The organism is Segatella baroniae B14 (assembly GCF_022024235.1).
Classification (GTDB): domain Bacteria; phylum Bacteroidota; class Bacteroidia; order Bacteroidales; family Bacteroidaceae; genus Prevotella; species Prevotella bryantii.
Genome location: NZ_CP091800.1, coordinates 300,001 through 313,518 on the forward strand (window position 1 = coordinate 300,001; position 13,518 = coordinate 313,518).

The window sequence follows — 13,518 nt, forward strand, 5'->3', positions numbered from 1 at the left end:
CTACAGACGGTAAAATTCTTGCCGACCGGTATAAACTGGAGCACATCTATTATAATTTGATGAGTAATGCCCTGAAGTATACCCCTTCAGGCCAAAGTGTAACCACCTGTTTGTCAGAAGAAAGTGACACTTACGTCATTCAGGTGATAGATACCGGTGTTGGAATAGCGGCTGCAGATTTGCCACATATTTTTGATAAATTTTATCAAGGTAAGATGTCGGCCGGAGGAACGGGTATCGGTTTGGCTCTAGTGAAAGCTTATACCCTCCTACATCATGGTACAGCAACTGTAAATAGTGTGAAAAATGAAGGTTCAACCTTCACCATACGTTTGCCGAAAACTCAGACTGAAGGAGAAATGGTGCATGCTATGGTTACTGATAGTAAAAACGTCACAGATACTTCTGCCAAGGTAAGTGTGAAAGAAACTTTAGAGGGGCAATGTATCAATGGTCCTGTTAATCAGGATGTTCATCTGAGTGATATCGTGACAGAAGAAGAAAATGACAAGCCAGAAATCCTGATTATTGATGACAATAACGATATGCGCGAATATCTGCGTATCTTACTGAAGGCACAATATCATGTGCTTGAAGCTGTAGACGGAAAAATTGGTCTATCTATGGCTCGCAAGCAAGTGCCAGATATCATTATATGCGATATTATGATGCCTGTAATGGATGGACTTGAATTTACAAGAGCGCTAAAAAAAGATACCGTAACCAGTCATATTCCTGTTATTCTTCTTTCAGCTCGTAGTCTTGATGAGCAAAAAGTGCAAGGTTACCAAGAAGGTGCCGATTCTTATATTACCAAACCATTCCAAGCTGATGTACTGATAGCTCGCATTGATAATCTGTTGAAGAGTAGAGAGCACTTGCATAAACTGATGTTGCAAAGTCAACAAGGGGCAGTTGATTTACCATCTCATACCATGACGTCCACTTCTGCGACTCTTTTGAACGAGAGTAAGACAGATGATTTTAAGACATCCAGTCAGCTAAAACCAACTGATAAAGATACCAAGTTTATTGAGCTATTGCGTAAGAGCATTCAGGATAATCTAGGAAATTCCGATCTTAGTGTTGAACAGATAGGAGCAGAGATAGGTTTAAGTCGAATACAACTCTACCGCAAAGTTAAAGCTCTCACAGGTAAATCGCCAGTAGAACTGATTAGGACATCTCGCTTGACTCGAGGACGTAAACTTATAGAAACCACAGATATGACGATATCCGAGATAGCCTATACCGTAGGTTTCAGTTCTTCGAGTTATTTCACGAAATGCTTTAAAGATGAATTTGGTATTGGTCCGAATGAATTACGAGTATAATATCCCAAAAGAACTAAATCAATAAGAGGATGAACCCCGAAAAGGTTCATCCTCTCTCTTTTATCTGTTAATAATTCTAACTATAAAGTTGTACAAGCTTTTATTTAATCTGATCTAGGAATTCTTGAGGAATCTTAGGCATAGCACCCTTTTGGGTACAAACATACGCACTTACCTTTACAGCCAGTTCGTGAGCCTCTTGGATATCCTTACCAGCCAAAATTGCCGATGCAAAAGAAGCGGTAAAGCTATCGCCTGCACCAACAGTATCAGCAACCTCCACCTTAGGTGTAGGCTGATAACTGCTTATTCCTGGAGCGAAGACATAACTGCCATTTACGCCACAAGTAAGAACAAGCATATCCAAATCATATTTACCTAAGATTAACCAGCATTTATTCTCCATATCAAGACCAGGATAGTCGAACAATCTGCCGATAGCCACCAATTCCTCATCATTGATTTTCAAGATATTTGCTTGTTTTAGATTTTCCTTGATAATCTCTTTTGTATAGAAATTTTGACGGAGATTAATATCAAAAATCTTTAAACACTCTTTAGGAGTATTAGCTAAGAATCGTTGAATAGTTTCATGCGAAACTTTGCTGCGTTGAGCCAATGAACCGAAGCAAACGCAACGGCAATTTTTGGCAATTTCTTCGAGTTCGGGTGTAAACGGAATATTATCCCAAGCCACATTTGTCTTGATATCATAAGTAGGAACACCCTCATTATCGAGTTCCACATTAACCACACCTGTAGGGAAGTCAACACGAGGCATAATATGCTTTACCCCTTTCTCGTTAAACTCCTTAATCGCCTGATCACCAAGAGCATCATTACCCAGCGCACTTATAGCCACAGCGTTGTGGCCAAACTGAGTAGTATGATACGCAAAGTTTGCTGGAGCACCCCCCAATTTTGCACCTTCAGGTAATACATCATATAACGCCTCTCCGAGGCCAACAATTACATTTTCCATCTTTTATGATTTATGCGTTAACTTGTTTCATATAAGTAAATAGGTATACTACGCCAACTGCCATGACGATAACTGCGCCTGCCTGTCCGATGGTATCAGAAGCAAAGCCCATGAGCAGCGGAAATACAGTACCACCAAACAATCCCATAATCATGAGTCCAGAAACCTCATTCTTTTTTTCTGGTAGGGCAAGAAGTGCCTGACTGAAGATCATAGAGAATACATTAGAGTTGCCATAGCCCACAAGAGCGATAGCAATATAGAGTGTAGCCTTGCTAGTACCCACCAAAAGTCCTGCCATACTGAGTGCCATCATCACGACTGAAATAATGAAGAAGTAGCGAGTCTTCATGACACGAAGGAAGAAACTACCCGTAAGACATCCTATGGTACGGAAGATAAAGTACAAACTTGTAGCAAAAGCGGCTTCGTTGAGCGACATGCCCAAGCGTTCTATCAAGATCTTAGGAGCTGTAGTATTGGTGCCGACATCGATACCAACATGACACATAATACCAACAAAACTCAAGAGAACAATAGGTTTGCGGAGCAATTTGAAACAGTCTGTAAACTGTTGTGTCACAGAGACTTCCTCTTTTTGAGTGTTTGCTAAAATCTCTTCTTCTATAGGAGTAGAGGCAAGCAGTAAAGAAGCTACAATACCAATAACCATATAAATAGGGAAGAGAACACGCCACTCAAGACCGAAACTTGGAATAGTAGCAGAAGCACCCCACATAGCGATATACGGAGCCATGAAAGAGGCTATCGCTTTCACAAACTGTCCGAAGGTGAGTGTAGATGCCAGATGTCCTTTGGTCACTACAGATACCAAAGGATTGAGTGAAGTTTGCATCAAAGCATTACCAATACCTAAGAGGGAGAAAGAGATGAGCATGATTGGAAAATTCTCCGTGAATATAGGAAGTAAGAGTGATATAATTGTTACTACGAGCGATAACAATACCGTCTTTTTGCGACCAATCTTATTCATCAATACGCCGGTAGGAACAGAGAAGATTAGGAACCAAAAGAATACCAAAGAAGGTAACGTGTTGGCTACTGTATCACTCAGTTGAAGATCTTCTTTCACATAGTTAGAAGCAATACCTACCAAGTCGACAAAGCCCATGGCGAAGAAACATAGCATCACCGGGATTAAGGCTAGTTTATTAGTTGTTTTATTCATTTTAAAGCTGTTAGATTGTTTAGTCGGGGCATACTGTGTTTTACAGTTTCCCCGAATGTTATTTTTTTCTTTTCGTTTACCTTATTTCAGTGGATAGATTTTGGCTTTACCGCCCTTAACGACCACCTTGTTATAGGCTTCTGTAGGGAAGACGATATTTGTCATTCCCATTTTGCCCTCAGCATCAAAGATTTCAATGCTTGATTTGTCTATGAAGATTTGAAGCGTTTTTATTTTTCCGTAAGTTGGAGATTTGGTGACTACAGGGAATTCTGCGCTAAAGTCTGTAATACCACTCTTCGTGCGGTCCATGCTTAACTCCTCTTTCTTGTTATCATAAGCGATAACCACCTGTTCACCCTTGTCGTTTGTTAGTGTAATCGTGCTGTTTCCTCTGAGTTGTACATCTACACGACAAGCATCGGTAAGTCTGCCGGTTGCTTTAGGCGAGAAAGCTTTCATCACCTCAGGACTTGGTTTTACACTGAGATAGGTTTCTCCTTTGTAATTGAATGTACCCAAGTCGCGAGCAATACCATTAGCAGAGCGATACTGCATGGTAGGAACCTCATTAGCATACTGCCAGTTGCTCATCCATGGCAGAACGACGATACGACCATCAGGTGCATTGTTAAATGAAACGGTAGCGTAATGATCTTTTCCATAATCGAGCCATTTCGTTTCAGTCTTGTCATCCTCACAAGTAAACTTGTGGCCATCAAAATCACCTACAAAATACTGTGTTGCACTACCACCGAACGGACCCCCAGGGTTGATATTTAGCAAAATAAACCATTTGCCATTTATCTCAAAAATATCTGGGCATTCCCATACGCCGTCGTGACTACCGTACTCTTCACCAAAGCGGCTCTCAAATGTCCAGTTCTTCAGATCTTTAGAAGAATAGATATTGATGTGCGACTTTTCAGCGAGCACCATAACCCATTTCTGTGACTTTTCATGCCAAATAATATTTGGATCGCGGAAATCAGGAATTTCAGAAGTCAGCACTGGGTTAGCTGGATATTTCGTGAAGGTATTACCATTATCAGTAGAGTAGGCCATACTCTGTGTCTGTGCCTGTCCGGCAGAGGTATAATAAGTGACAATGGCGCCCTTGCCAAAACCAGCTGTATTATGATGATCGACAACAGAAGAGCCTGAGAAGATAGTACCAAAAGCATCACGTTCGATAACATCATCCTCAAATTTCCAGTTGATTAAATCGGTAGAAGTAGAGTGTCCCCAAGTCATATTCTCCCATTGAGAGCCATACGGATTATGTTGGAAATACAGATGCCATACCCCATCCTTATAGAACATGCCATTTGGATCGTTCATCCAGCCCCAAGTAGGAGTATGATGATATACCGGGCGATATTTCTCACGATTAGTCGTGTCAAAAGTGTTAGAAACCTTCATGCCATTCCAGCAAGCAAAGTCTTTGATAGAAAGCTGACCACCTCGGTTACCATTATTTGCACTTCTGTGAATCGTAATATCAAGAACGATTTCGCCAGCTGCATTTTCGCTGCCTTTCTCATTCTTACGAATACGGCCTAAATCCAAAGGCACGGTATAATCGGTTTTGTTAATAGCCAGTTTACAGTTGAATTCCTTCACCAACTTATTATCCAGAGATACACGGATATAGTCATTTTCGTGACTTTCCTCCACCGGCATCAGAAGATATTTATAGTTAGCAGGAATACGAAGCATTGCGTGCGTATCGCTCAAAACTTTGAGCTCCTGCGCATTTGCAGATAATGCCATCATACCCGCAAATAACATTGTTATAAGTTTCTTGTTTGTAGTCATTGGTTTTCGATTGTTTCCAAATTGATTTGTATTCGCAAATTTAACAATATATAGTTGGCTATATTGAAAATAAACGTTCATATCATGCTAAATATGTTTCATGTAACGAATTTGATATGAATAATACAAAATTTAATATGATGTCATCATATCCATGATGATAGAGGGTTTTTCGTGTACTTTTCAAAAAATCCCCAATCCAAAGAAGGATTGGGGAATATTCTCTGTTTACGAATCGTCTAACCAGATGATAATCCTTTTTTAAAATTCACTCACTTTGACATCGCTGATACTGATAGAGCCACCATAGTTATTAATACTCCAGGTATTCTTCTGGATGCCATAGATACGGTTGGTGTAGCAAACATTATCGTTAATATACATCACACAAACACTATTATCCGTGTAGATGGTAACATGATAAGTATTATCAGCCGGACGAGTAAAGTTATAACCATCGATAGCAGCGATAAAACCTTTACCCTCTGTACCCTCTTCTTCGAAGTTTATCTTACGAGTATCCTCATTCTCAGGATTAACAACCATCGTGTAATACTTCTTCGTATCACTACCACCACGAACGAGCGAAATACCAAACTTATCCCAGTTATTGCTGGTTTTTACGGTAAACGAAATCTTGTTGTGATAGCCTAGACGATTGAAGAGGACATATGCATTATCGCCCGTAAGGGTGTAGTCCTCGCCAGTCTGTGACAGACCCTGCTGGTCTACAACAGAAACGCTCTTCTCCTGATTATACTTCTCGCTAATACCTTGAACTTCACCTAAGGTAAGTGTACCGTCAGCATGCTGAACCACCTTGTGACAAACCAAAGCACCACTCCAGTTTGGTTCACCACCGTTATCGGTATTTACATTCTTCTCCATATAGTTTGCACCTGAACGGAATGGATTCCAGCCCCAGATGAAGCGATCTGTACCGTTGCTGGCTGTCTTACCGGCATAGAAGCCACGACTATCGAGAACACCCTCACGGCCATCTTTAGGCCAGTTCGCACCCGGGTCATTGAAACAAGCCTTCAATTCGTCATAACTCTTAGCCATCATATATTTCACCTTACGGCTCCATGCTGCCCTGTAAGCCTCAGAGTAAACAAGATACCAGTAATCGCCCATCTTGAAGATATCAGGGCACTCGCACATACGATCCCATACCATATTGAAACCACCAGCAGGAGTCCAGTTCTTCAAGTCAGTAGAAGTGAAATCGGCAAACTTATTCTTGCTGGCGATAACCATGTGATACAGGCCATCGTCAGTCTTGAAAATCTGCGGATCACGGAAATTGATAGAAGAGAAGCCATAGTCATCACCTTTCAGCTCCCATACATGATCACGCGTCCAGGTCTTGAAATCAGGAGAAGTAGCGCGCATAACCGTTTCTACATTCTTCAGCTGGCCATTGTGTCCTGTATAGTAAATGTAATAAAGACCATCTGCCTCGTTATAATAGCAGCATCCTGTACCCAGCGCAGCATCCTGAGCCAGTGCAGACTTACCCGTAGATAGCACCTCACCAAGGGAAGTATAGTTAGCACAGTCTTTTGTAGCTAAGCCCCAGAAAGGATGAAACATATAGGCATCATTGATATTGTATTCCTGCAGATACAACACTTTAAATTCACCAGCCTTCTGATCATAGAATGGCATAGGGTCGCCAACACGGCCGATAGCCGGTTGGTAATATGTAGAGAAATGACTCTCGTCTACTGAATTAAATACCTCTGTCGTTGTACTCAAGTCACGAACAGGATCACCTTCGAATTTCTCGTCGCTGCAAGCTGTCAGCGATAAAGCTGACAGCGCAAGTGCGAATGAATATATCATTGTTTTCATTGTTATTATTTCATTAAGTAATTGATTGCGTTCTTGGTCATCGTAGCGATGTTCTTGTGGTAATTCTCCGTATAACCTGCTTCGTAGGTATAAGAATACCAGTCGTAACAACCTGAACCGATACAGATGATACCACCCTTAGTAGCTGTGCGTGGGTATTCCCAAGCAACGATAGCGCCATCACCGCCAACACCGAGGATCGTAGCACCCGTGCGAGAGGTCCATGCATTATAGTCTGGATAATCACCCCAGTCGGTACCTATGTGATACTGAGCAGTAGAGTTGGTGATATGGTAACCAGCATCAGTACAGTATACTTCGTTAGTATTGTCACCCTTAATGAGTCCCTGGTACAAGGCATGTCCATCCTGTCCTTCATACATTCTGAATGTCCATGGACCGCCACAAAGTTCGGCACCACTTTCATCCTGACCCCAACAGTTGTTAGGTGTTGTCCATTCATCATCACCTGTAACACCGATGAATGAAGGTAGATTGGTAGCGTAGCGAGTAAGAAGGAATGAACCACCGTTCTCATAGAAAGAGCGTAGTTGATTCTTAGCAGCGAGTGCCTTGGTAGCACGAGCAGCAAAGACATCGTGACCGTCTACACCACCATCTACATGGTAATGCCACCACATCACTTTACAATTAGAGAGATCGATAGTATTATTCTCGATATCAGCAAATGATGCATAGAGTGAGTTTGGTACGTTAGCCAACATCCATAGACAAGCTTCCTTAGCTTCTGGATCGAGTCCATTCAGATTAGAAGCCTCACCGATGAAGAGTGCAGCTGGTTTGTCAATGGCATTTACGGTAACGGTATAAGTGCTCTTTGCAGAATTGTTAACAACCTCGTAAGTAACAGGATTTGTGAAATCTTGAGCTACACCTGTAGCAGGAGTAATGGTTGCACCATCGCTATAGGTAATGGTTGGAACCAGATTTGTAATATCAAGAGAATGAGGTACATACAATGTAATGGTTCTATTATCTTGATCGATAATACCGGTATAGATATCATTGATGACAAACTGCTTGATGCGGGCTTCGTCATTGACTACCTGAAGAGTCCAGTCGATATACACATCACCATTTTTAACATGGAGCACCTTAGCAGCTTCCATATTAAGCGTTTGGCCAGCTTGAATATCGCAAGTCGCACCATCAGAAAGTGTCAACTCTGTAACCTTCATAGCTGAAGCATCGTAAATCTCAGGAAGTCGTACAGTAATGGTACGATTGGTTAGATTGACAGTACCCTCAAAGTCATCGAGCTTAATACTTTCAACCATACAGTCTCCTGAGAGTTGCAGATCACTCACGTTATCATTGCTGCAGGCCGACAAAAGAATGGCGGCCATACAGAGTATATATTTGAAAATTGTTTTCATATTATTCCTGATTAGTATTAATGTTTACTATTCATTGTAGGCTAGTGCTTACCAGTTACCGATATTCTGGGTATAGTGGCCGTTAGAAGCAGCTATCTGAGAGTAAGGTATTGGTAAATATTCATCCTTGTTTGCTGTAAAGTGAGCGCTGCTGTATATAGAACAGTCATTAGTCTCCTCTTGATAATATTTGTTCAGTACAGTGGCTGCTTCTCCCCAGCGTACCAAGTCGAAGAAGCGTTCACACTCCATACCCAATTCCAATCGTCGTTCCATCTTGACTATCTTGATGGTTTCTTCCTGAGAATAGCTACCAGTATAGGTCTTGATATAAGGATTAACTCCGTAAGTGCTATGATAGTTACTAATCATCTGTGTACTGCCGGCAGCACGCTCACGAATCTGGTTAACCAACTGGATAGCCTGTTCGTTATTCCCCAACTGTGCATAAGCTTCAGCTCGTTCCAAGAGAACATCAGCATAGCGGAACACGATACGGTTCATAGAACTAGCCCAGTAAGAACCCTTGATCAGATAAGTACCCACCAACGCAGGATCTATATTCTGTTTTAAAGTAACATAATAGCCATAAAGACCGTTAGAGCGACTCCAGATACTACTCTTCTCCATCATATAGTTCTTATTAAACTCGTAAGGTAAGCCAGGGATGCCTACAGTGAGGAAGAGGCGAGGGTCTGCGTTATCAGTAGTCATATCATAGTTCTGATTATTATATGAGTCGATCAAAGGAAGACCATTATCACCTGTGCGATAGGCATTAACCAGATTCTGACTAGGTTTGTAAAAGTCGCAACCACCATCTGTAGTACCAGGAATATTTGGGACGATAAGACCATAACTCCAGTTCAAGTTACCAAAGGTGCTACCATCATTCTTAGAGTATTGAATAGCCCAGATACTCTCCTTACCATTTTCATACTGTTCCTCAGGACGGAAATTGTTGTGGAAATCACTTTCCAAACCATAATTGGTATAAAGAGCAGGGTTCGTATATTCGATAACCTTCTGCAAATCTTCCTTATTAATAGAAGTAACCTGATTACTCTTTGGATCATCCTGGCGATATGCCTTATATAAGTACACCTTAGCTAAGAACGCTGCAGCAGAAGCCTGAGTAGGTCTACCCTTATCAACCTGAGTCTTAGGCAGACTATTGTAGGCTTCAGTCAAGTCATCGATAATAAGTTGCCATCCCTGATCATTAGAATATTCTGTATTCGAAAGAAGATTATATTCATCATACGTCATATTCTCATTCATAATAAAAGGAATATTCTTATAAAGACGTTTCAAGAGGAAGTGAGCATAAGCACGAAGGAATTTCATTTCGCCCAAACGCTCCTGCTTGAGACTATAGCTATTGTCTGTAGAATGAAGCAGTGCGATAGCAGAGTTGACACGAGAGATACAGTTATAAAGACGTACCCACATATCATTAATATTCCAGTTGGTAGTAAGAACTCCTTGCTGTACTTCAAGCTGGTGGAAAACATCACCATCACTAGTACCGCTACCACCTTTATACGCATCGTCACTGCGTACATCAAAGTTCCACATAGAGAAAGAAGAGTTGATATCCTCTGCAGACGTAAAGATGGCATACGCAGAAGTAACCATTGCATCAGCGTTTTCAGGCTTTTTCACCTGATCTTCGCTGAGAGAACCCTGTGGAGTGTGTTCATCTAAGAAGCTGTCGCATGATGAAAAACCGGTTACGGCACATGCGGCTAAGATGAATGAATATATTTTGGTTTTCATATTGTTAATCGTTTTAAGTTAGAAGGAAACATTGAGACCGAAGGTTACGTTCAATGGGATAGGATAGCCAAAGTTTGGATTCTCTGGATCTACACCACTGAATTTATTAGACTTGATTGTAAGCAAGTTCTGAGCTGAGAGATATATGCGGAGACGTTCCATATAGAGCTTCTCGGCTAGCTTCTTAGGGAAGTTGTAACCCAACTGGATAGTACGAAGTTTTACGTATGAACCATTTTCTACGAAGTAGCTGCTTACACGTTTTTCGTTATTATTATCCATGGTGCTCACTGCTGGGATATTACTACCCATATTGGTAGGAGTCCAAGCGTTAAGAAGTCGTTCACCCTTATTCAAGTTAGAGATATTCAAACCACTCCAAAGGTCAGTTTGTTTCTTGAGGTCAGATATGACATCTACTCCCTGAACACCTTGCCAGAACATCGTAAGGTCTAGATTCTTGTACTGCAGGTAAATATTAAGACCCCAAGTGAAATCTGGAGTAGGGTCGTAGATCCAAGTTTGGTCTTTCTCGTTGATGACATTATTGCCGTCTAAATCTTTCCAGCGCATACGACCTAAACCAGCACCATTCTGAGTAGCGTGGTTATCAATCTCTTCTTGACTCTTGAAGATACCATCGAAAACATAACCTACCTGTGCACCCATAGGATGACCTACAACGCTCTCTACGCCGTTACCACCAAAGGTACCGTTAGCAGCGATCGTTTCAGGAAGTTTGGTAATCTTGTTGCGATAGGTACCGAGGTTAGCAGAGAGGTCATATTGGAAATCGTGAATCTGACCACGGTAGCCCAAATTAAGCTCAATACCCTTATTTTCCATTTCACCAGCGTTGATCCACTGTGAACTACCTTCACCCATTACAGCGATACCTGGCATATATACCAAGATATCCTTGGTTTTCTTATAGTACCATTCGAAGGAACCATAGATCGAGTTTTTGAGGAATGCGAAATCGAGACCCAAGTTGGTTTGTGTCGTTGTTTCCCACTTCAAATCATCGTTACCAAGCTGATTACGTTTGTAACCACTAGGAAGTGTAGTACCACCGTTACTACCGGTGATATCATAGCTTGTACCATAGCTTTGTCCACCAAAGCCAGCCTCACCATAGTTACTCTCATAGAGTGTATAACGAGCGATGTTAGAGATTTCCTGGTTACCAGTTTGACCCCAACTGAAACGTAATTTCAAGTTGTCTATCCAGGTAGCCTTCTTCATGAAGTTTTCCTGATTAATACGCCAGCCGGCGCTGACAGCTGGGAAGGTACCATAACGATTATGCTTACCGAAGCGGCTACTACCATCACGACGGATAGTAAAGCTGGCAAGATAACGATCGTCGTAAGAATAATTAGCCTTACCAAAGAATGAAACTAATGTATAACCTTCACCCGTACCATATGCTTCAGCCTCTCCTACACCGGCATTAGGCCACATATAATCAGGATTCAAGATAGAGAAGTCATATTTTTTACCGCTAAAAGAAACATCATCTTCACGGTTTAACTCTGTACCAATCATGAAGTCAGCACGATGTTTACCAGCTTCCAGGTTATAGGTAGCGATAGCGTTCCACATCCACTTCGTCCAGTGCTCCTGTTTGGCCTCTGAAGCATTTGTTGGATTAGCTACGTTACCCTCAGTAACAGGGTAGGTAAGGATACGCTGCTGTTTCTGTGCATAATCGAGACCGAAAGTTGTCTTGATATTCAAGTTCTTAATAGGATTGATGTTCACGTAAGCATCACCAAACATACGCCAATACGAATAGCGATTGTCGCTGTTGCGTTCGAGACGAGCTACAGGGTTTTCACGATCAGGGTAGCCACCGATAGGACCTGCATATTCACCGTTACGAGTATAAACAGGGAGAGAAGGGTTAAACTGAAGTACATTTTCTAGGAAACCACCTGGAGCCTGAACTTCAGAAGTGCGGTTTAAGGTAAAGTTCTCACCTACTGTCACCACATTACGATTGCCTACTTTAATAAGTTTATAACTTGTATTCATACGAGCAGAGAATCGCTCGAAATCAGAAGACTTGATAATACCCTTGTTCTTGTAGTAGCCTAGAGAGAAGAAAGAGCTACCACGCTCACCACCATTGCTGAGTGATACATTATAATTCTGAATCAACCCTGTACGAGTAGTCTCTTTGAACCAGTCAGTATCAGCAGCAGGAGTGGTACCAGCATTATCGATGTATTTCTGCATCGTGATATTGTTGAGTACAGGATATCCTTGAGCATCGTAAGCCCAGTCATAGTGATAGCCCAAACCATTTGTGTTAGGATCAAGTCCATCGTTTACATAGCCCTGCCACATGACTTGGCCGAATTCCTTGGCATTGAGCACCTTCATCTTGTGGGCATAAGTCTGTACGGCGATACTCGCATCAAAGTTTACCTTAACTTTGCCCTCTTTACCACTCTTTGTAGTAATAATGATAACACCATTAGCAGCGCGACTACCATAGATAGAAGCAGAAGCAGCATCCTTGAGTACTTGAATGCTCTCGATGTCGTTTCCGTTAAGTTCGTGCATACCAGCTTTGGTAGGCACACCATCAATAATGTAGAGTGGGTCGTTGTTATTCAAGGTTCCTATACCACGGATACGTACAGTAGCATTACCAGCAGGAGAACCATCGGCAGTAATATTCATACCAGGAACTCGTCCCTGCATAGCCTTGATAGGGTTGTTTTCGTTTTGCTTTGCAATATCACTGGCACTTACTACAGAGATGGCTCCAGTTAAATCAGCTTTACGTTGTGTGGTGTAACCCGTAACTACTACTTCGTTCAAATCATTTGCTTCTTCATGAATTGTGATTTTCATGTTAGGAGTAGCAGGTAGTTCCTGTGTCTGGAAGCCTACATAAGAGATAACAACTATGGCACCTTTGTTAACTTTTAAGGAGAAGTTGCCGTCCATGTCTGTAACGACACCATTTGTGGTACCTTTTTCCATAATCGTAGCACCGATAACAGATTCACCTATGGGATCTAGTACGGTACCACTGACATCAATCTTCTGTGCATTAGCGATAGTACATACCATCATGAACAAAATGCTCAGAATAGTCTTTGACAGATCTTTCATTCGATACGATTTTTAGTTACTAATTAGATTTAC

General features: G+C 41.7%; 8 protein-coding genes (1 of these 8 only partly in view). 1 reads left to right on the top strand and 7 read right to left on the bottom strand.

The window, feature by feature from the left end; genetic code table 11:
• Window positions 1-1,334, top strand: the final stretch of a protein-coding gene (locus L6469_RS11505) for a substrate-binding domain-containing protein (RefSeq protein WP_006281714.1). The gene continues 1,480 nt to the left of window position 1, outside the view; 1,334 of the gene's 2,814 nt are visible here — the last part of the coding sequence; its start codon lies off the left edge, out of view; its stop codon occupies window positions 1,332-1,334.
• A 100-nt stretch (window positions 1,335-1,434) separates the two neighbouring features.
• Here L6469_RS11505 and L6469_RS11510 read toward each other — a convergent pair whose 3' ends face one another.
• The 7 genes from L6469_RS11510 to L6469_RS11540 form a co-directional block, all read right to left on the bottom strand.
• Window positions 1,435-2,316, bottom strand: a complete 882-nt coding sequence (locus L6469_RS11510) for a carbohydrate kinase family protein (RefSeq protein ID WP_006281713.1) — start codon at window positions 2,314-2,316, stop codon at window positions 1,435-1,437.
• Between the two features lie 10 nt (window positions 2,317-2,326).
• Window positions 2,327-3,505: an MFS transporter gene (locus tag L6469_RS11515; RefSeq protein WP_006281712.1), complete on the bottom strand. Its 1,179-nt coding sequence runs from the start codon at window positions 3,503-3,505 to the stop codon at window positions 2,327-2,329.
• 81 nt (window positions 3,506-3,586) lie between these two features.
• The gene (locus tag L6469_RS11520) at window positions 3,587-5,323 is read right to left on the bottom strand and encodes a DUF4980 domain-containing protein (RefSeq protein ID WP_006281711.1); all 1,737 of its coding nucleotides are present in this window, start codon (window positions 5,321-5,323) and stop codon (window positions 3,587-3,589) included.
• A 261-nt stretch (window positions 5,324-5,584) separates the two neighbouring features.
• Window positions 5,585-7,180 (bottom strand): glycoside hydrolase family 32 protein, encoded by a 1,596-nt coding sequence (locus L6469_RS11525; protein WP_039869796.1) that lies wholly within the window; start codon window positions 7,178-7,180, stop codon window positions 5,585-5,587.
• A gap of 5 nt (window positions 7,181-7,185) precedes the next feature.
• Window positions 7,186-8,577, bottom strand: a complete 1,392-nt coding sequence (locus tag L6469_RS11530; protein ID WP_039869793.1) for a DUF4960 domain-containing protein — start codon at window positions 8,575-8,577, stop codon at window positions 7,186-7,188.
• Between the two features lie 48 nt (window positions 8,578-8,625).
• Window positions 8,626-10,356 carry a RagB/SusD family nutrient uptake outer membrane protein gene (locus L6469_RS11535; protein ID WP_006281708.1) on the bottom strand — a complete coding sequence of 577 codons (1,731 nt, stop codon included), beginning with the start codon at window positions 10,354-10,356 and terminating at the stop codon, window positions 8,626-8,628.
• 18 nt (window positions 10,357-10,374) lie between these two features.
• Window positions 10,375-13,485 carry a SusC/RagA family TonB-linked outer membrane protein gene (locus L6469_RS11540; protein WP_039869790.1) on the bottom strand — a complete coding sequence of 1,037 codons (3,111 nt, stop codon included), beginning with the start codon at window positions 13,483-13,485 and terminating at the stop codon, window positions 10,375-10,377.
• Window positions 13,486-13,518: the final 33 nt, after the last annotated feature.